The organism is Stenotrophomonas bentonitica (genome assembly GCF_013185915.1).
GTDB lineage: Bacteria > Pseudomonadota > Gammaproteobacteria > Xanthomonadales > Xanthomonadaceae > Stenotrophomonas > Stenotrophomonas bentonitica.
In genome coordinates this window covers 2,119,425-2,138,043 of sequence record NZ_JAAZUH010000001.1, presented here as the reverse complement: position 1 = coordinate 2,138,043, position 18,619 = coordinate 2,119,425, and the positions used below count along the sequence as shown (strand labels likewise).

Here is an 18,619-nt window from a genome sequence, read left to right as displayed (position 1 = left end):
GGGATTAGCGGATGGTCAGCACCTCGCCCCGTGTCGGGGAGCCAGGCGTCATGTCCCATGCGCGGATGACGGGAACAAACTTGTCGGTGAGGATGCGGGTCTCGGCGATCGAGCCGTCTTCGCGTTCGGTGAATTCCCGCTGGAGCGTCTTGTCCTTGTGGGTGTCACCTTTGACGACGAGCACGCGCCCGGTCTTGGAGCGCACAACCCCCGAGATCGCACCCGCGGCCAGAGCCAGGGCGAGATGCCAGTGGGACAAGGCACGCGCCGGCGGACGCAGCGACTGCTGCGCGGCCCCCAGGTGCGTGTCCAGCGACGGCCAGAGGCCTTGCAGCCGGCCGACTTCATCGGCGAACTGCTCCGGCTCCATCGTCACGCGGAAGAAATGCTCCGGCTCGGCCGGACTGGCGGGGACGATGTACGGCAGGAACGGCCAATCGCTCGGCAGCTCCTCGGCTTCGACTTCGCCAAGCCCAACCTGCAGCAGCAGATTGCGCACGGCCTTGACGCCATCGGGAGCCTGTTCACGCTGTCGCACCCTTCGGCCGAAGATCACCACCTGCTTGAACTGCGTCTCCACCGCTCGGTAGATGCGCAGGTCCGTGTAGTGGCGTGTCAGCCAGCCGACCAGCTCCGCATCGAGCACGTAGGCGGGGACGATGAAGACCAGCACGCCGCCGTACTGCAACAGCGACAGCGAACGCTGATAGAACAGCTTTTCGAGGCGGGCACGGCCCTGGCCCTGATAGCCGATGTTGCCGTTGACGTCCTTGGACAAGTCGCCATACGGCGGGTTGAGCCAGAGCAGCCCGAACGACTGCTTGGAGACCATCGTGTCCATCAGGTCCGCGTGCAGGCAGTGATCGACCAGGCCGCGGGCATGGCGTGCCCGCTCCGCGTCGAACTCGACCGCGAACGCCTTGGCCTGCTCGCGCCCGAGGGCATGGGCGGCTTCGGCGATCGCCACGCCTTCGCCGGCGCAGGGATCGAGGATGCACATGGGCCCGTCGCTGGGCATCAGTGCGTTGAGGGCTCTTTCGAGCGTGGGTTCGTCAGTCGGGTAGTAACCGTTCTTAGCGAAATTGCGGGCGAGCCGCGGGAACATGAGGGCCATGGAAGTCTCCTGGTTGGCGGGGAGGAAACACGGAAGCACGCCAAGGCGTGCCTCCGTGGGTGGGTCAGGCCGCTACCACTTCCGGCGTCCAGATCTTGGCCGGGTATGGATAGGCGGTGAGCACATCACTGCGGATCAGCGAACCCAGCGCCAAGGTCAGCGCCGGCACGTCGATGGCTAGCCGATGGCCTTCCAGCGGCCCGAGGGCGAACGGAAGGCGGGCCAGCATCTCGCGGCTTTGCAGCAGTTCCAGCACGGTCTCGCGCCAGTGGTCGAGCAGCGGCAATGGGCAGGTGTCCCGCACCAGCATCCACAGGCGGTCGAGCCGGTGGGCGCTGTCGCGCGGCAGCAGTGCCAGTGCGCTGGCGTTGGCCTTGTCGGGCTTGACGCAGCGGCGGTCGAACAGCCACACGTTGGACAGCGAACCGAACAGCGTTCGCCGATAGGCGCGCGTGACGCGCTTTTCCAGGCGATCGACGTTGCCGATGAACACCGGGACGCTGCCGCCCTGGTCGGTGATGATGTGGAACTGGTCCAGTCCCTGCTCGTCGCGCCCGAGGGTCAGGCGAGCCAGGAACTGCTGGACGGCGGTGTCGCGCGCCCAGATGGACAGGAAGATCAGGTTGCCCTGGTCATCGCCGACGCAAGCGTCGGCCATCACGTCCGGGCATTCGTCGATGCGGTACAGCGTGGTGGAAGAAGTGTTTGCGAGCATGGTGGTGTCCTCGGATTAACGGGAACAGCACCGCCCGCTGGGGCAAGTACTGCCCCAGGGGGTGGAAGAAAAACGCTCAGTCCGGCTCGAATTGCCGGGTGTGCGGGTTGAAGTGAAGCGCCTCGTCCACCGCCGTGATCGGCGTGAAGCCGTCCAGGTAGATGTTGTTGAGGTACTGATCGCGGTAGGTCAGTGCCTGCCGTGCCTGTTCCTCGGTGAGGCCGTTGCTGATGAAGTACTCCAGCATCTCCTCGTCGGAGGACACTTCGTCGTTGGACAAACTTCCTTCAACGAGTGCCAGCAGCGAGGGTGAGAGCGCAGCCAGGATCGGGTCCATGTTGGTTCCTCCTGGCTCAGGCCATCAGCGTCGCGGCGGGAGCCGTGACAGCCGTGGGTGTGCGCCGCCGTGCGTGGTAGGCGCGAACGCCTGCACGCCAGTCGGCGGACTGCTCCGGTGCGAGGTCCAGATAGGACAGCGGGCACGAGTAGTAGTACGGGTGCATGGACTCTTCCAACGGCTTGTAGCCCCACTGGTTGCCGCTGCGTTCCAGCAGATCGCAGCGGATGTAGCGCAAGGACTGGCCCGGCGCGAGATCACGATGCACACCTTCGACCTTGGCGGTCAGTTCGACCACTGACCACAGCACGTTGCCGCGCAATGCGTGAGCGATAACCTTCGCGCTGACGCGCTCGGTCTGCTGTGGTGCGATCAGTTCCGCGATCAGTTCAGACCGCGATTGGGGAGAGAAATACCAGCCCATGAGAGGCCTCCTCGAAAAGTTGAGCTGGAGGCCTCCCCGTGGGGAAGAACCCCCAGTGGGTGATGGAATGCCGCAGGTGCAGCGAAGGAAAACCTATGCCTTACCCTTAGTCCCAGTCGTCATCGTCGCGATCACAACCGGCCGGACAGCAGCCGAACTCGATCCCATGCGAGCAATAGCCATGCTCCGCATTCCAGTCCTGGGTTTCCTGCCGTTCGGCCGGTGTTGCGTAGTCCCATTCCTGTGCGATCTTCAGCGCCTGTGCGCGCTGTTCTTCCGGCAATCGACCGAGTTGCGCGTCGATCGCCGAACTGAAGCGTTCGACGTAGTAGTCGTGAGACAGTCCGCAACCCTTGGTGGCTTGTGCGGCTGCCGTCTCGCAGAGAGCCCGCCACGCGGGTTCATCCAGCGCGGAGCGGGGGATATCGCAAGCGATGGTGGACATGATGAAGACCTCCAGAAGATGGCCAGGGCCTCCCCCGCATGGGGAAGGAACCCCGGCGGGTGGATGAAGAACACCGCGCATGCGGCGTCTACGATCACGCAGGTTGCAGTTCGGCCTGGCGGCTCCACTCCTGCGTCTTGAAGTCCAGCGCGTAGCCCAGCTCGCCCAGGCGGGCGATCTGTGCACGCAAAGCGCGGCGGTCGATGGTCGAATCCAGTTTCACGGACTCGCCCAGCGGCCACAGCAGGCCGAAGAGCGCGGGGTCACCGTCTTGGGTGCTGCCGGGGGCAGCAGCCTCAGCAGGTGGCGGCGCATCCACGCCAAAGGGCGTGGTATCGACCATCGGGTCCGCGGACGCCTGCACGGGTGCGGGCTTGGCGGGCCTGGACGCTTTGGTCGGCTTGGCCGGCGTTGTCGCAGGCTGCGCCCCTTGCTCTTCATCGAGCGGATCGACGTCCTGGGTGGCGAAGCTGCGGGCTTCGTCGCGGCTGAGTTTGTCGATGCCGTTGAGCGTCATGCCGTCGAGGCTGGCACGGATCTCGAACCGCATGCCGCCGCCGACCGGATAGGACTTCGGGAAGATGTACCTGATGATGAATTCCCCGTCGTACTTGCCTTCGGGGTACTGCTCCAGCTCCGGGTCTTTGACCTCGAAAGTACCGAGGTGCGTGGCGAGGCGGCCAACCGTGAACGGGCCGTTCTTGCCGCGGATGGTACGCAGCGTGAGCTGGCCGGGGACGACGATGGGCGCAACCGATTTCTCGGAAGCCGATGGGGTTGCCATGATGGTTCTCCTGATGATGAATGACGGGCCGCCGACGGCACCCGGTGGATGAGAGGAAATGGCCTCGCCCGAGGTGGGCGAGGTCCGCGTGGCATCACGCCTTGAGCTGGCGCATGCCTTCGGCCAGCAGCCACAACGCCCGGTTCAGGCGCAGGTTCTGGTCGATGCCTTGCACCGGACGGGTGCGCTGATTGCGGCCGTTGGCCGTGCGTCCGTTCAGGCCCCCTTTGACGAGGTTCTCCTGGACGCGGTTGAAGACGGCCCACAAGTCGTTCTTGCGGTCGTCCCATCGCCGGGGTGCCAGCAGTTGGCTCTCCGTGACAGGCGTGGACTTGGCTGGATCGTCGTACTTGAGTGCGAGCGCGGAGTTTGCAAAGACCTCCGCTTCGCCCTCATCGAGGGTGATGGTGCGCATCGCATCGCGCGCGTTCTGCACGCGCTCGAAGCCTTCGAGGACTCCGTAGGCACCTTCGATCACCTGGCTGGCCACGTCGCCCTTGTGGGGAACGCGGATGTCGGCGGTGGTGTCACCGCAAACCAGGCCGTTGTGGCAGACGAACCGGAACATGCCGGCGAGCATCTGATAGCTGCTCGTGCCGTCGTGGCTGTTGAGCAGGATGATCTCGTTCGCCTCGTCGCCGTTGATCTGGCTCGCATGGCGAAGTCGGATGAGGTGCTTCGTGTACTCGCGCCGGTCTTCGTTGCGCACGCGTGTCTGGCACACCATGAAGGGCTCGAAGCCCTCCTGGCGCAGCTTGGTCAGCACGGTCGAGGTCGGTATGTAGGCATACCGATCGGACCGGCTCCCATGCGGAGCGTCGGCGAAGATCGACGGAACGACGGCACGAATGCGGTCGTCCGAGAGTGGACGATCGGAGCGCAGGATCGGGGATTGCGGAGCAAAACGGGATGCCAGAGACATGGCTGATCTCCTTTGAGAAATGCGGTAACCGCGCGGCGGTGAGACCACGCGGAACTCGGGGGATGAAATGCGCAAGCGCGCGTCATGGGGACGCGGCGGATGCGGGAAGAGAAGCGACAAGGCCCCGTGAGGGGCCATGCCGTATCAGAACGAAGCAGCCAATGCCGGCTCCTGCTCCTCGACTTGCGCCTCGGGCTCGCGCTCGGCGGGCTCGGTGGCCGTGTCGATGGCGTCGTCGGCTTCGGACGCGGATGCGTCTTCGGCCGGCGGCGCCTCGGGTTGCGCCTGGCTCGTCGGATAGACCTGGGTGCCGTCGATCTTGATCAGACCGATGTGGACCAGCGTCGATTCCAGGCTTGCGGCCGGTTCCCCGGCGTGCTCGCCCTTGGTGCGGATGTACGGATCGATCTTCATGTCGTTCAGACGGAAGGCGATCAGCACCTTGCGGTCACCCTCGATGGCCTGAACGCACCGGCGAACCAGATGCTCGGCTTCCGGGGTGGCGACGATGGTGTCGAAGTACCGATACTCCGGTTCATCGACAGGCCCGGCCAGTGCTGCGACGGTGCAAGAGAGGAACGAGTCGCCAGCCTTTGGGGTGACGTCCTTCACACGATTGAGATAGCCGATGCCGCGGGTGATCAGCTCGTGCTGCTCGATCGAAGCCAGTTCGGCCCGGTCGATCAGTTCGGCCTTGAGCAGTCGCGCCTTGAGGGACGCGGCGGCCTGACCCTTCTGCTCACCCTTGTCGCGGATGTACGCATCGCCCCACAGGTCACCGAGGCGAAATCGCACCAGCGGGCGCTGCTTGGGATCGTCAACGCCGATGTAGCGCTGAACGAGCTTCTTGGCCTCGGCACCCGAGACCTTGACGTCGAAGTAGCGGTAGCTGGGGTCCCGGGCGGGGCCGACCAGCGCGGCGATGGTGCAAGCAAGGAAAGGCTGCGCACGGCGGCCGCCCCGGACGGGCACTTCACGGACACGCTGGACGTAGCCGATGCCCGAGGTGTGGAGGTCGAAATACGATTTCTCGTTGGACGTGGTGTTCATGGTGAATCTCCATTGGGATGAAGCGGAGACACACCGGCCCACGCATGCGGGGAAGGTGCGTAACCCCGCGGTGGGTTGATAAGGCGAAAGCATCCGCCACCAGAGGCTGGTGGCCGCTCGCGGATGGATGCGGTGCGAGCTGGCTCGGTCACGCAGTGGGAACTGCGCCGCAACCTCGAAGACCGATGGTTGCCTGGCATGTCGCTGACAACGTCAGCAGGCATGGGGTCAGCATGGCCGGGCCTCGCGCGCGCGGCAGCAATCAATCGGCATCCGGGTGCTTCCCTTTGTCCGCGCCGCCCGGCGCCTGCCACAGGCATTTGGGGCGGCGCAGGTGCTCGGGGTATCGGCGAGGGGGCGGCTGGGACGGCTCCAGGCGCCGCCGCCGCGCGCGCCAATCAGCCGCCAGCCGGCGGCGCGCGGGCTGGCGCCGCCTTCGTCGGGTAAGGTGTAGGTGATCAGGCGGATGTAGCCCAGCGACTTTGCCGCCTGCCAGGCCGCGCCGTATAGCTTGCTGCAGGCGTTGGGTGTGCTGTCGGTGCACAGCCGTGTGACTTCCCGCGTCCAGCCATCGTCCAGGTGCCGCGCGACCGGCCGGCCGACGATGGCCACGCCGCGGATCAGGTCGCTGTCGACCAGCGTGACGGCCAGGGCGAACTTCGCAGCCTGGACCGGACGGTGATGGTGTGCCAGCACGAAGACGTTGGCCGTGCGCAGCGACACCGGCAGCAGGTGCAGCCTCGGCGAGGTCGATGATGTGTTCATGCGGTCGTCTCCGGTGGCATGCCGGCGCTGTGGCCCGCGGGGCGTGCCTTGGCGGCTGGAGACGAACGCGCATGCGCGGCGATGGCCGCGGTGCGAACAAAAGAAAGCCCCCGGTGCGGGGGCTGCGAGGGCTGCGCGGCGGTTGCCGCTTCAGGCGGGAGGCACCACGGCCAAGGACAGGTGCGTGGCGGTGGCGGACAGCACGAGATCGTCCGCCGAGTGCAGGAGGCGCGTGAACAGGCCGTCCTTCGGGTCGAAATACTCCGCAAAATCGTCGCCACCCAGCTCGCGGCCGGCGAGGTGCCACCAGTCATCGAACGGGTCGGTGTCCGGGTTGCAGCCGACGGCGTAGGCGAGCAGTTGCTGGCGTCCATCCGGGCGACGCTCCCCACGCTCGGCGAGGAAGTACACGCCCTGGTCCTTGACCAGGACGATGCGGCACTGATTGGCGATGGCTTCGGTCAGCACGGGGCGCAGGTCGGCGCCTTTGAATCGCAGTGACATGGATGAAATCTCCTGTGTTAAAAAAAGAGAAAGGCCCTCCACCCGATGGGATGAAGGGCCTGTAGGTCACGCGGCCGGAATGGCTGGAACGCCGTGGCGGGTGCCTCGGGTCAGCCGAGGGGCGTCATGCCGGGACGGCTTGGCGCTTACGGGCCGCCTTCGCGTCGAGGATGCTCACGTCGATCTGGCGCCAGCGCCCGTCGTCGATGAGCCGCTCCAGCACTTCGCCGAGCATGTCGAAATACACCTCGTCGTGCCGATCGACCAGTTCGACCGATTCACCGTTCTGACGGTGCAGTTCCACCACGTAGGTGTCTCCGCCGCGGTCGTAGAGGATCGTCACCCGGCCCTCGAACTTCGCGGTCGAGACCGTGAAGCTGATCGCCGGCGGGGTCTCGATGATCTTGGAGGGCGTGGGATCGACCCAGGTGAAGTCGCGGGCACCGGCATCCACCAGCATGTGGGTGATGCGCCGGAAGCGATCGGGGGCCGGCATCTCTTCCAACTGCTCGATGAGCTGGCCCAACTCCATGCACTGCGGCGTGGGAATGGGCAGCTTGGCCGGCGCCGAGCCGAGGATGTGCCTCGTGATGGTGTACGGCGTGCCGTCCGAAGTCTTCTCGGTGATGACCTCCGGCGTGTCCGCGCGCAGTCCGTCGAAGCGACGACGGGCATAGGGTTGGACATGCACCTTGGCGCCTTCGGCAGGAACCGTGGTCACCAGGCTGGGATCGAGCACCGCGAACTCGGAAGGCTTGAGCTTGACGACGATGGCATCGTCGGTCGCAGCGACCACCTTGCCGTCGAAGGGTTGGGGGTCGATGGCAAAGCCCAGCGTTGAGGACAGCGGCTGATCATCGAACACGCGGTACTTGAACGATCGCACGTTACGGGGCACATGGCCTGCGACCAGCGAAGGCATCATGGATTTGATGAGGGAACGGTCCATGGGGAAACTCCTTGAGAAATAACAAGGGATTCCCCGCCCGCAAGGGAGAGGTCCCTTGTGGGTGGCGTGGATGGACGCGGTAGGTCCGTAGGAAGAAACGACCAGCACGGTTTCCCGTGCTTGCAGCCTCGAAGGTCTCGACTGCCTGGGCATGTGTCGGCAGCGCCGACGGACATGGGGTAAGCATGGCCCCGGGGTGGTCGGCCTGCCCGCAGGAAACGGCACCGCAACATGCCCGCATTCCTGTGCTGCGTACAAGAAAAAGCCCCTCGAAAGGGGCCGGAGGGGTCAGGCTTGGTACACGAAGTAGTGCTCGCGCTGACGCGGAAAGAACACGTGCTTCCACGTGTCCCCGCTTGTGTTGCCACCGTCGAAGATGACCATTTCGTAGTCGTCCACGTCGGTGTCCATCAGGTCGGCGCTGGCGATATGGCGCATGTGCAGCATGCCGCTCATGCGCTCGACTACCAGGATCTGGCCGATGGCATCGTCCTGGCTCATGGCATTGAAGCAGGCTCCAAGCTGGTGCTCGAAGTCCGATACGGGCGAGATGAGATCGGGGAACATGGGATCGCTCCTATGAAAGTGAACCGGCCCGGCTCCCTGGCGGGAGACGGGCCGGCATGCGGTGAGGAAAAGGTAGGCTGGGGATGTGTCTGGCAGTTATTCGCCGGCCAACGGCAGGCCCGGCAACACGGGTGCGTCGGCATCGAGAATGAGGATGCGCACATCGGCCTGGCCGGCCAGTGCAAGGATCTGTGCCAGGTCGTCCGGCATGCCCTTGCTGCAGTGCTCCTGCCGAAGCTGCTCGGCGGAGATCTCCTCGACGTCCTGCAGGTGCTGGCCCGTCCAGGGCGTGGAAATCAGCTTGACGCCGATCGCCGGGCTGTAGGGAACCCGGAACGCAATGAACAAAAAGGCTTCCGGCGTCGCGAGGTCAGCCAGGTTGGCCAGGTACTGGCCGGTTTCGTGGCTGATGTGCGCGCTGCTGATTTCCCAGCACCGGCTGTAGTAGCCGGTCTCGAAGCTCAACCGCTGCACGACTTCCCGTGCGGCCTCGGCCGAATAAGTGTCGCCAATGTGGACGGGGAGGCCGTCGAAGTCGTCGCCGTGGATCGCGTACACCACGGCACCCACCACGCCGTAGGCGCCTTCACCGGCATCGCGTTCGGCCAGCACCTCGGCACTCACGGAGTCTGGGCCATTGCTGACTACGGCGAAATCGCTGGTGACGATGCAGGATGCTGAAACCAGCTCCTCATCGGAGAGGTGTTCTTGGCTCTGGTGGATGTTTCGCCAGACATGCGGGCTTCCGTCCTCGTGGCTGATGGACAGCGTGCGGACGATTTTCAGATTCCAGTAGCCGCGTAGAAAGGGATTGGGATTCTGGGACATGGGATTTCTCCAACAGAATAATGATGGAGCCAATCCCCGCCACCGGGAATTGACCCCGGTGGGTGGAAAGAAAGGAAACAGCGTCAGGTGACGCTGATCGTTGGCGTTTGGGCCAATCGCTCGGCGACGCGTCGGCGCAAATTCATGCGGAATGGCTCGTCGCTGACGCCCGCCAGCAGATTGATGGTCTCCAGCGCAATCAGGGCCGAGGCCTCTTCGATGTCGGCGGCCACAATGGCCTTGCGCAGTTGGTCGCCGAGCTGGAGGGCCTGCGAGGAGGAACTGATGACGCGGACCTCGCGGCTCAGGTAGCAGCCGTTGCCGCCGAACTCGAACAGCCGCGGCTTGCTGCAATACCAGCATCCCTCGAACTGGATGGCGGTCAGGTGGTGGCCGTCATCGAATCGGGTGGCGATCAGAAACAATGCGTCGAGATCGGCGGTGTCCTCGAACGAATGACGCTCGATCAAGTTCCCCAGCTCTTCGTCCTCATCGGCACCGAAGTGCACGGCGAGCAGTTCGAGCAGCGGCGGGATCGAAAGCCCTTCGTCGTCCGGCATCGGAATGCCGAGTTGCGTGGCCAGGTCTTCCAGGCCATCGAGCACGTCCGGCCATTGCGGATTGGTGGTCTCGGCGATCTGGGCGATGTAGGCCTGCCCGTTGCCGGGATGGCTCTCGTCCAGCGCGAAGGCGCCGAACAGCGCCTGGATGACGGGCGTCACACGGTCGAGCACGAGAACGCCGGTGGCTTCGTAGTAATTGTTGGCCATGAAGGCTCCTTTCGATGAATGAACGGAGCCAGCCCTTGCGGACGATGGCATCCGCAGGGGAACCGCCTGATGCCGGATGGCACTGGGCGGGGAGAAACGCGAGGGACATGGCCTCGGGCGAGGCGCATGTCCCTCATGGGGTCGCGTGAACGCAGTGATGAAGGTGTGCCGGGGACCGGCTCACCAACCGCTGTAGTTCAGCAGGAGGTCGGCGATCACCTGGCGACGAGGCAGATCGAGGCCGTCGAAGTCCGACAACCCGTTGAAGTGGCAGCGCTTGAGCATGGCACCGCCCTCGCGCGCGTTGTAGAAGCTGACCATCGCGGACAGGAACATGCGTTCCCCGCTGCTCAGGACGCCGAGGGCGTCGTTGAGGCGCAGCATGTCGGGGCGCAGATCCCACTTGCTCTTGGCCTGGTTCAGACCTTCACGGGTGCCATCGCCAAACCATTGCGGGCCGGCGATCTCGACACCACGCTTCCATGCCTCGAAAAAGGCTTGGGGCGCGGCGCTGAAATGCCGTTCTTCCCGAACGATCTGATCGACGACTTCCTGCGGCAGTAGCTGGTTCATGACGTGATTCCTCCAGTTGGATCAGGTAACGGCGAGCTGGGACCAGCCGCCTCTTTCGAGGGCACGTTGAGCCGCGGCATGGCTGCGGAAGTACTCACGAGATTCCCGCGAAACGGGACCTTCGGTATCGCGCGTGCCGATGTAGTGGCCGGCGGCGCTGTGCAGGACTTCGAGCGGCAGGAACTTGCCGCAGTAGGTCAAGGCCAATTGACCGAATCGGCCGAAAGAGGCTTGCTGGGACATGGATGGGCTCCTTGGAAAAGCGGGGCCCTGTCCCTCACGGGATGGCAGCTCCCGCACGCGGTTGAAAAAAAGCATCAGCGTCTTGGCGACGCGCGTCCGCGCAATGGATGCGATGCGGACTGGTGGGTTGCGCGGGGAGAACCCCGCGGCAGCCTGAAACCCTGGCTGCTGGCATGTGCTGACGAATCAGCGAGCATGCGGGCAGCTTCGTGGGGGGGGCGCGCCACGTCAGTTGGAAATCGGCATCTGGTCCAGCCCCGATTGATGTACGCAGAGACAAAGAAAAGCCCCGCAGCAAGTGCGGGGCGGTCATGACGGTGCGGTGAGGCTGGATCAGCGGGGCTTGTCGCCCAGGACATGCTGCTTCCAGATGGCGAATGCCTCGTCCGCTGGCAGCTCGGCCAGGATGACGATGGGCTGGTCCTGTCGGCTGCGCAGCTTTGCGAAATACGCTGCGCGGTCGGCAATGGCCTTGAGCTTGATGCCCTTGAGGAACAGCAGCCTGCCGTCCTTGATGAACAGCACCTTGTTGCCGATGTCGCGGTTGAACGCGGTGCGCAGCTTGCGCTCCGCGTGCATGGCATCGGCCAATTGGTCCACTAGGAAGTCGAGCGTCATGTCGATGAGAAGCGGCTCGTCGTCTTCGCGTTCGACGTCGAGCGATGCCGGCGGCAGGCTCTTGGCGAATTCCTCGGCCTGGGCCAGCAGCGCGGCCTGGCCTTGCAACGCGCGCACGAACGTCGAGCCGCCGTGTCCGTCGTTGCGGGCTTCGGCGATGGGCCTGCCGTCGAACATGACGGTGGCGGTGAAGCACAGCGTTTCCTCGCTCGCGAAATCCGCGACCTTGAGGTTCTTGAGGGTGATGCGGTCTTGTCGGGTGATGGTGTCCATGGGAAGTCCTGATATCGACCGGGTTGACGACACGCCCCTGACGGGACGCGGCATACATCCCGTGGGTTGGAGGAAGGTGGCATCGATGCCCGGTGGGCAGCGTTCGCCGGAGAGATGCCGGGGCGAACTGGCGGGTGGCGTGGGCGGAACCCACGGCAGTCTGGACACCCTGGCTGCTGGCTGTTGCCGATGCGTCGGCAATGCAGGAGGGAGGATCGCGCGACCCGCCGGCCGCGTCTTGCATCAATCCGAAGCGATCGATCCCGTCTTGTGCAGGTACTGCACCAGCCGGCGTCCCCAGCCACGCGACGCACAGCACGGCCATGGAATTGCCGATCGCCTTGCAGTTCGGTGCATCGGCGGTGCGTAGTGAGGCGGATTGCAATGTTGGCGGTCATGTGGGTCTCCCGTTCGTGTGGCGCAGGGCCATCGCCCTGGCCGGGGCGTTGAAAGGCAGGAGAAAGGCGCCGAAGGCCCCAGGGGCCTTCGGCTCGGGAGGAAAGAAGAACCACCCGTGGGCTGATTGGCAGGCCCGGTCGTCGCTAGAACCGTCTGCTCATCCAGCAATCACACCCGGCCCATGTCGTGGCTGGGGCCGGCATCGTCTGGCGCACATCCGCGCACAAAGGGAGCCCGTTTTTGCGCCGGCGGGCACCGGCACCGAATACCGCTGACCGCGAAGGGTCTCCGGATGGCTCGCACAGGCAAGCCATCGGGGGACCCTTCGCAGCGGCGGAAGGAATGCAGACGAGGAGAACGCGCGGGGTGCGGTTCGCGGAGAAGCCACCTTCAGGTCCCGCGGCCGGGGCCGGCCGGACGGGACGCGCACACGGAGCAAGAAGGCGTTGCGCGCTGGGGCGTCCCGCAGGGCATGCGGGACACGGGCCACGCCGCCGATGGCGGGCATGGCTCACGGGGAACGGGGGCGGTCAGGCGCCTTTGCGGCCACCGCCACTGGTACGGCGTGGACGCGAGGCACCACGCCTGGACGTGCCGGTTGCCACCGGCAGCGTGCCTTTGCAGTCGGGGTAGCGACTGCACGACCAGAACGGGCCGCTCTTGCCGGTTCGCTGGCGCGTGGGTGCGCCGCACTGCGGACAAGCCGGTCCTTGGGGAACCTTGATGGACAGGGACGTGCTGCCGTATTGCGCGATCAACTGCGAAATCCAGGCGGCCTGCTTGCCGATGAACACATCCAGGGTGAGTTGTCCGCCCTCGATCATGTCCAGCGCCTGTTCCCAGACGGCGGTGGTGCCGGGGTCGGCAATCGCCGCGGGCACGGCGTCGATCAGCGTGAACGCCGCATCCGATGCGCGGATGGAGCGCCCCTTCTTCACGATATAGCCGCGGGCGATCAGCCCGCTGATGATGTTGGCCCGCGTCGCCTCGGTGCCGATGCCCGTCGTGTCCTTGAGCTTCTGCTTCAGGCGCGGGTCGGTCACGAAACGCGCAACGCCCTTCATCGCCTTGACCAGTTCGCCCTGGGTATAGGGCTTGGGCGGCATCGTCTTGAGGGCCTTGATGTCGGCCCCGGCGACCTGGCATGCCATCCCGTCACGCAGCGCAGGCAGCACCTGGGTGCGCACGGGGGCGTCGCCATCCTCATCGGCGCTGCCTTCACGTTCGGACTCGGCCAGCACCAGGCGCCAGCCGCGGGCGACGACCTGCTTGCCCGTAGCCACCAGCTTCTGCTGGCCGCAGGAGAGATCCGCCACGGTGCGGTCGAACTCGTGGTGCGGGAGGAACTGGGCCAGGTAATGTGCCCGGATCAGCCGGTACAACGCCCGTTCCTTCTCGCTCATGGCGGAGAGATTCGCGGGTTCGAGCGTCGGGATGATGCCGTGGTGCGCCGTCACCTTGCCGTCGTTCCAGGCGCGCGAGCGCTGGGTGCGGTCGAGCTGGCCCATGATCTGGGCCAGCGTGGGATCGGTCTTGAGCAGGCTGTCCAGGACCGTGGGCACTTCGGCGAACATGCTTTCGGGCAGGTAGCCCGAATCCGAGCGCGGGTACGTCGTGGCCTTGTGCGTCTCGTACAGGGCCTGGGCGATCTCCAAGGTTTCCTGCACGTCCAGCCCAAGCTGCTTGGAACAGACTTCCTGCAAGGTGCCCAGGTCGAACAGCAGCGGCGGGCCTTCGCGCACGCGCTCGGTCTCGACCGACACCACCTGGGCACTGCCCGCGGCGCGGATCTGCTGCGCGGCCTGCTGTGCGACGGGCTGCCGCAGGCAGCGGCCGGCGTCGTCGGTGCTGGCATCGGGTGCCACCCACTGCGCGGTGAACGTCTGACCGCCTGCGGACAGCGACACGTCGATGGCCCAGTACGGCACGGACACGAAGGCCGCGATCTCTCGGTCGCGGTCCACCACGAGTTTGAGCGTCGGGGTCTGTACACGCCCGACCGACAGCACGCCATCGTAGCCGGCCTGCCGCCCGAGCACGGTGAACAGCCGGCTGAGGTTCATGCCCACGAGCCAGTCGGCGCGCGAGCGCGCCAGCGCCGAGTAATACATCGGCAGCGTCTCGGCCGAGGGCCGCAGCTTGGCGAGCGCGGTGCGGATGGACGCATCGTTGAGCGCCGACAGCCACAGGCGTTCGATGGGACCGCGGTAGCCGCACAGGTCGATGATCTCGCGTGCGATCAGTTCGCCTTCGCGGTCGGCGTCAGTGGCGATGACAAGCTGGGTCGCCTTCGCCAGAAGCGCTTTGACGACCTTGAATTGCGTGGCGGTCTTCGGCTTGACCTCGACCCGCCACTGCTGGGGAATGATGGGCAGCTGTTCCAGCGACCAGCGCTTGAGCGCCGCGTCATAGACCTCGGGTGCTGCCGCTTCGACGAGATGGCCGATGCACCAGGTGACCGTGACACCGGAGGCGTTGAGGCAGCCTTCACCGCGCTGCGTGGCGCCGAGAATCCGGCCGATGTCTTTGCCCTGGGAGGGCTTCTCGCACAGAAACAGCCGCATGTCCGTCCATCCGCTTCCCGTTGTTCATGGAGTTGCTGGGATCGAGGATGCCGAGCGCCTGTTGGGGCAGCAGCAAACAAGCTGCATGCGGCAGCGACCGCTTTCACGCCGATGGAACGGCTTGGGCGGGATGGCGTGCGGCCGGCGGTGTGCGAGCCGGGAGCCGCGATGTTCGGGAGCGCGCGGAAGCCGGTGGACGCTGATGGAGCTATCCCCTGGGGATAGCTCGCGAGGACATGGGGGGCGGCAACGTACTGCGGCCGCCCCCACGCCGGATCACTTCCTGCGCTTGGGCTCCTTCGACGCTGCCGGTTCCTGGGCGGCCTGGGGCTTGGGCTGCGCGTCCTGTGCGGTCTCCTGCGATTTGGGGCTCAGAACGACGGACTCGATGCGGAACGGCAGGATGCCGACGCTGCGCGCGTTGATCTGCCAGGTCTCGCGCGGCTGATCCTCGTTGTCGGTCCAGGGTTCGCGCTCCATGCGGCCGACGACCAGCACGCGCATGCCCTTCTGGTAAAGGTCCTTCCAGTGTGCGGCGTCGCGGTGCCAGATTTCCACCGGCGCCCAGAAGCCGCCGCGGTCCTCGAAGTCACCGCCCTTGGTGGGAACGGGGTTGTCGAAATACACGTTCAGCCGCAACAAGCGCCGCGGTTCGTCGTTGCCGTTGGGGAACTCCCGGTACTCGGGGGGCGAGCCGATGTTGCCTTCGCCCGAAAAATGCGTGCTCATGGTGCAATCTCCTTGGTGGTTGAAATACCCGTGCCATGTCGGCGTCGGGCGCGTGCTGGGGTGCCCGACGCGATCACCGATCGCGCACTCCGGGGGGTATGGACGCGAGCCGGCGCAGGTAGGCGTCTTCCGCCTCGGCGGCCTTGCTGGCGCACTCCTGGGCCTGCCTACCCAGGGTGTGCAACAGGCTGATCTGCATGTTCAGCGTGATGCGCTGCAGCTCGATCGCGTGCAGGTCGGCCAGCAGGTTGACCGGCGTGCTGGTGCTCGCCATCAGCTCCTGCCACAGGGCCACGCCCATGGCCGAGCGGTCGTTCCTGCGCCAGCGCAGGAACGTCGTTCCCGCGCCAGTGGTCTGCTGGGCCAGTTCCACGGGCAGCAGATGGAAGGGATGCCCACCGGCCTGTTGCAGCACTTGTCGCTGCGCCAGGCCGATCAACTCGTCGCGCATGGCGAAGCACTGGCTGGCCCAGGCCTCCAAGTCCCCTTTACCTTTAAAAGGCTTTAAAAGGCCTTTTAGAGAGGCCGCGTGTTCCAGGCGCATGAAGGCTCCCTGTTGCAGGCCCCGGAAGTAGCGGGTCGGCTGGTTCAGATCGCTCATGCGGATTCGTCCTCGCCGGCAGTGGCTGCGCCTTCGGACGGGTCGGCAGCAGCGGCCGCATCACCATCGACGCTGGTAGCGGCTGCGGCAGGATTCTCACCGCGCTGTTGCAGACCACGGCGCACCATGGGTGGCGCAAACGTCGAGCGGCGCGTGCCTTCGAGGACGTCCTGCGGCAACTCGCCGAACTTCTCCAGCGCGACCCGCGCTGCGGCATTCTTCGCCGCGAAATCGTCGCGGGTGCAGCCCGAGTAGCGGTACTGCTGGGCCAGCGAGAACAGGCTGCGCAGCGCGTGCGCGCCCTCGTTGAGCCAGCGCTCCAAAGTGCTGCGGTCGATCAGCGCGGTGTGGTGGGCGAGGATCAGCTTGCGCGCGATGTCGTCGTAGTCGGCCAGGAGATAGACGGCGGCAAAGCCCAACTGCGCATTGACGAACAGCGGCAGCTTGACGGGCTGCACGTTGAGGTTCTCGCCCAGGCTCAATGCCGCAGGCACGCCCGCCAGTGCCTGGTCCACTTGTTTGCGCAAGGTCTGCAGCGTGGTCCTGGTCTGGTCGAGCTTGTCCTCGATGCGCAGCATCCACCAGTCGCTGTAGGGGTCGTCCTGCTCCGAGCCGCGCTTCATCTTATTCATCACCGCGATGTAGCCGTTCAGGCCGACGATGCCGGGTCGCCCTTCGGCGGCGGCGCGGCCGTGCCAGATGCGGGAAGCGTGATGCGTGTGCAGCGTCAGCGACATCGCGCTGCGCAGGGAGCCGAGGTTGAGTTGCAATGGTTCGTTGCTGGTTGCCATGGTGAGCGCTCGCAGTTGGACAGGGAGCCGCCAGCATCCGCATGCAGCGGAAGGCAGTCAGTCAACAAACCGAAATGAGCCGGCCCCCGGTTCTATGCGCGCTGGCGGCGCAGCGCGCAACGGTCCCTTGGAGGCCGGAGCATTCACGTTGGCGCTCCGTGCCTCGGTCGTTGACGGTATGCGTACTGCACCGCACGTCGCGCTGCCGTTCGACACGATCCTTCGCCGCGCAGCCGTCCCCAGTGGACCGTTCCGTTGAGCGCCATGGAGGTCTGCTTCATGGTCTTGCAGGCGCTCTACTCAGGTTTTGCGCAGCATGTCGCGCCGTCGTCCGGCGTTTCACCACACAGCCGTCCCCTGGGGACCGTTTCTGCCGACCGCCAAGGAGGTCTGCTTCATGGCCTTGCCAGGCCCTGCGCTCAGGATTTGCGCAGCAGATCGCGCAGGCGCTCGATGTGCTGCCGGGCCACCGCGGGCGGCACGACGTTGCGCGGCGGCTCGGGCGGTGGCGCTCGCGCCGCCGATGGTGTTGGCGCTGCCGGGCTGGTCTGCTTGGCCCACGCATTGAACTCGCCGCGCATGGCGCGCTGGATGATGCCGAACAGGTACCCGGCGGGGTTGCGGATGCCATGCTTGCCGCACCGTGCGGCCCACTCGTCCAGCACAGCCTGCCGCAGGGCAGCGTCCACTTGCTGCAACGCCATCCTGGCGCCGGCTTGCTGTTCCGCCTTCAGTTCCGCGAAACGCTTGGGCCATTGCAGGTCGCCCAGCGCGCGCGCCTGCGCGGTAGTACGTACTTCATCAATACGACTACTACGTACTGTACGGTCCTGCTTCGGATTCCGAAGAGCGCCGTCTGGCGCGGGTTTCGGCCCTGCTTCGGATTCCGAAGAAGGGCGTTCGCCATTCCGAAGAAGGCTGGCGGGCCCTTCTTCGGAATCGTGGATCGCATCCTCCTGTGGATAACTTGCGGTGGCGGTGATGCCCTGGTCGGCCAGGCGCTCGGCGAGCACTTGCAGCCGCGACGGCAAGGTGCGTCCGGACAACATCGGGTCGTCCGCGATCTCCTGGAGGGTGTTGAGTCCCACCACCTGGACGGCCTTGGCGGAATGCCCCAGCGACTGGCTGACCAGGGCCAGGTAGTCGGCGTCGAGCTGCATGGCCTCGAACAGTGTCAGGGGTTCGTCGTGCAGGACGTAGAGGTTTCCGAGGATGCGGCCGGTCTTGGGGTCGCGCCGTCGTCGCACGAGGCTCAGCCAGCGCGTCAGGCGCAGCAGCGTCAGCGCCCGCGCGACGGTCTCGTGGGAGGCTTGTCCCGCGCAGGGCATGGACGCCAGCCATGGGCGCAACTGCTCATAGGTCGGGAACGTCGTGACGCCGTCGTCGTTGAGCATCAGCCGGAACACCTGCCAGGCGTTGCGCTCCAGCGGTGTCAGGCGGCGGTCGACGAACAGCCGCCGCGGCACGCTCTCGTGCCGATTGCCACTGAATAGGAAGGCGTCGCCGGACGCCGCAGGCGTGGGCACTGCCATGGGCGCTGGCGCGCGGGGATTTGGATTGGGCGTGAGGTCCTTCAGCGCAGCGTCGAACAGGTCGGCGAGTGCGATGGGGCCTTGACGCGGGGCTCGTGGGGCGGTGTCGTCCACGGCCATGG

General features: G+C 65.7%; 22 protein-coding genes. All 22 read right to left on the bottom strand.

The window, feature by feature from the left end; translation table 11 throughout:
• Nucleotides 1-4: 4 nt before the first annotated feature.
• On the bottom strand, nucleotides 5-1,153 hold the full coding sequence (locus HGB51_RS09450) for a DUF6094 domain-containing protein (RefSeq protein WP_219641870.1): 1,149 nt from the start codon (nucleotides 1,151-1,153) through the stop codon (nucleotides 5-7).
• Nucleotides 1,154-1,178: 25 nt separating this feature from the next.
• Entirely contained in the window at nucleotides 1,179-1,829 is a 651-nt protein-coding gene (locus HGB51_RS09445; protein WP_003050322.1) for a hypothetical protein, read from the bottom strand.
• 76 nt (nucleotides 1,830-1,905) lie between these two features.
• Complete coding sequence (locus HGB51_RS09440; RefSeq protein WP_003050326.1) at nucleotides 1,906-2,166, bottom strand: hypothetical protein; 261 nt, start codon at nucleotides 2,164-2,166, stop codon at nucleotides 1,906-1,908.
• Nucleotides 2,167-2,182: 16 nt separating this feature from the next.
• Nucleotides 2,183-2,590, bottom strand: coding sequence for a hypothetical protein (locus HGB51_RS09435; protein ID WP_003050329.1), 408 nt, complete (start codon nucleotides 2,588-2,590; stop codon nucleotides 2,183-2,185).
• Nucleotides 2,591-2,696: 106 nt separating this feature from the next.
• Complete coding sequence (locus HGB51_RS09430) at nucleotides 2,697-3,035, bottom strand: hypothetical protein (protein WP_003050341.1); 339 nt, start codon at nucleotides 3,033-3,035, stop codon at nucleotides 2,697-2,699.
• Between the two features lie 94 nt (nucleotides 3,036-3,129).
• Nucleotides 3,130-3,819 (bottom strand): DUF3275 family protein, encoded by a 690-nt coding sequence (locus tag HGB51_RS09425; RefSeq protein WP_003050344.1) that lies wholly within the window; start codon nucleotides 3,817-3,819, stop codon nucleotides 3,130-3,132.
• Nucleotides 3,820-3,913: 94 nt separating this feature from the next.
• Nucleotides 3,914-4,741, bottom strand: a complete 828-nt coding sequence (locus HGB51_RS09420) for a DUF932 domain-containing protein (RefSeq protein WP_003050347.1) — start codon at nucleotides 4,739-4,741, stop codon at nucleotides 3,914-3,916.
• A 144-nt stretch (nucleotides 4,742-4,885) separates the two neighbouring features.
• The gene (locus tag HGB51_RS09415; protein ID WP_003050351.1) at nucleotides 4,886-5,791 is read right to left on the bottom strand and encodes a DUF3577 domain-containing protein; all 906 of its coding nucleotides are present in this window, start codon (nucleotides 5,789-5,791) and stop codon (nucleotides 4,886-4,888) included.
• Between the two features lie 228 nt (nucleotides 5,792-6,019).
• Nucleotides 6,020-6,556 carry an XF1762 family protein gene (locus HGB51_RS20310; protein WP_003050355.1) on the bottom strand — a complete coding sequence of 179 codons (537 nt, stop codon included), beginning with the start codon at nucleotides 6,554-6,556 and terminating at the stop codon, nucleotides 6,020-6,022.
• Nucleotides 6,557-6,706: 150 nt separating this feature from the next.
• The gene (locus HGB51_RS09405) at nucleotides 6,707-7,060 is read right to left on the bottom strand and encodes a DUF3085 domain-containing protein (RefSeq protein WP_003050357.1); all 354 of its coding nucleotides are present in this window, start codon (nucleotides 7,058-7,060) and stop codon (nucleotides 6,707-6,709) included.
• A 124-nt stretch (nucleotides 7,061-7,184) separates the two neighbouring features.
• Nucleotides 7,185-8,009 carry a hypothetical protein gene (locus tag HGB51_RS09400; protein ID WP_003050359.1) on the bottom strand — a complete coding sequence of 275 codons (825 nt, stop codon included), beginning with the start codon at nucleotides 8,007-8,009 and terminating at the stop codon, nucleotides 7,185-7,187.
• Nucleotides 8,010-8,297: 288 nt separating this feature from the next.
• Nucleotides 8,298-8,576, bottom strand: coding sequence for a hypothetical protein (locus HGB51_RS09395; protein WP_003050361.1), 279 nt, complete (start codon nucleotides 8,574-8,576; stop codon nucleotides 8,298-8,300).
• Between the two features lie 96 nt (nucleotides 8,577-8,672).
• The gene (locus tag HGB51_RS09390; RefSeq protein WP_003050363.1) at nucleotides 8,673-9,404 is read right to left on the bottom strand and encodes a DUF5983 family protein; all 732 of its coding nucleotides are present in this window, start codon (nucleotides 9,402-9,404) and stop codon (nucleotides 8,673-8,675) included.
• 83 nt (nucleotides 9,405-9,487) lie between these two features.
• Complete coding sequence (locus HGB51_RS09385) at nucleotides 9,488-10,174, bottom strand: hypothetical protein (protein WP_003050366.1); 687 nt, start codon at nucleotides 10,172-10,174, stop codon at nucleotides 9,488-9,490.
• Nucleotides 10,175-10,354: 180 nt separating this feature from the next.
• Nucleotides 10,355-10,747, bottom strand: a complete 393-nt coding sequence (locus HGB51_RS09380; protein WP_003050375.1) for a hypothetical protein — start codon at nucleotides 10,745-10,747, stop codon at nucleotides 10,355-10,357.
• A gap of 21 nt (nucleotides 10,748-10,768) precedes the next feature.
• Nucleotides 10,769-10,990, bottom strand: a complete 222-nt coding sequence (locus tag HGB51_RS09375; RefSeq protein ID WP_070207882.1) for a hypothetical protein — start codon at nucleotides 10,988-10,990, stop codon at nucleotides 10,769-10,771.
• A gap of 333 nt (nucleotides 10,991-11,323) precedes the next feature.
• Nucleotides 11,324-11,881 (bottom strand): hypothetical protein, encoded by a 558-nt coding sequence (locus HGB51_RS09370; RefSeq protein ID WP_003050381.1) that lies wholly within the window; start codon nucleotides 11,879-11,881, stop codon nucleotides 11,324-11,326.
• Between the two features lie 929 nt (nucleotides 11,882-12,810).
• Nucleotides 12,811-14,844, bottom strand: a complete 2,034-nt coding sequence (locus HGB51_RS09365; RefSeq protein ID WP_003050384.1) for a DNA topoisomerase III — start codon at nucleotides 14,842-14,844, stop codon at nucleotides 12,811-12,813.
• 276 nt (nucleotides 14,845-15,120) lie between these two features.
• Nucleotides 15,121-15,573, bottom strand: coding sequence for a single-stranded DNA-binding protein (locus tag HGB51_RS09360; RefSeq protein WP_003050391.1), 453 nt, complete (start codon nucleotides 15,571-15,573; stop codon nucleotides 15,121-15,123).
• Between the two features lie 73 nt (nucleotides 15,574-15,646).
• Nucleotides 15,647-16,174: a DUF3158 family protein gene (locus tag HGB51_RS09355; protein ID WP_003050393.1), complete on the bottom strand. Its 528-nt coding sequence runs from the start codon at nucleotides 16,172-16,174 to the stop codon at nucleotides 15,647-15,649.
• The gene (locus HGB51_RS09350; protein WP_003050396.1) at nucleotides 16,171-16,965 is read right to left on the bottom strand and encodes a PFL_4669 family integrating conjugative element protein; all 795 of its coding nucleotides are present in this window, start codon (nucleotides 16,963-16,965) and stop codon (nucleotides 16,171-16,173) included. Before HGB51_RS09350 ends, HGB51_RS09355 begins: the two co-directional genes overlap by 4 nt.
• A 419-nt stretch (nucleotides 16,966-17,384) precedes the next feature.
• Complete coding sequence (locus HGB51_RS09345; RefSeq protein WP_003050398.1) at nucleotides 17,385-18,617, bottom strand: STY4528 family pathogenicity island replication protein; 1,233 nt, start codon at nucleotides 18,615-18,617, stop codon at nucleotides 17,385-17,387.
• Between the last annotated feature and the right edge of the window lie 2 nt (nucleotides 18,618-18,619).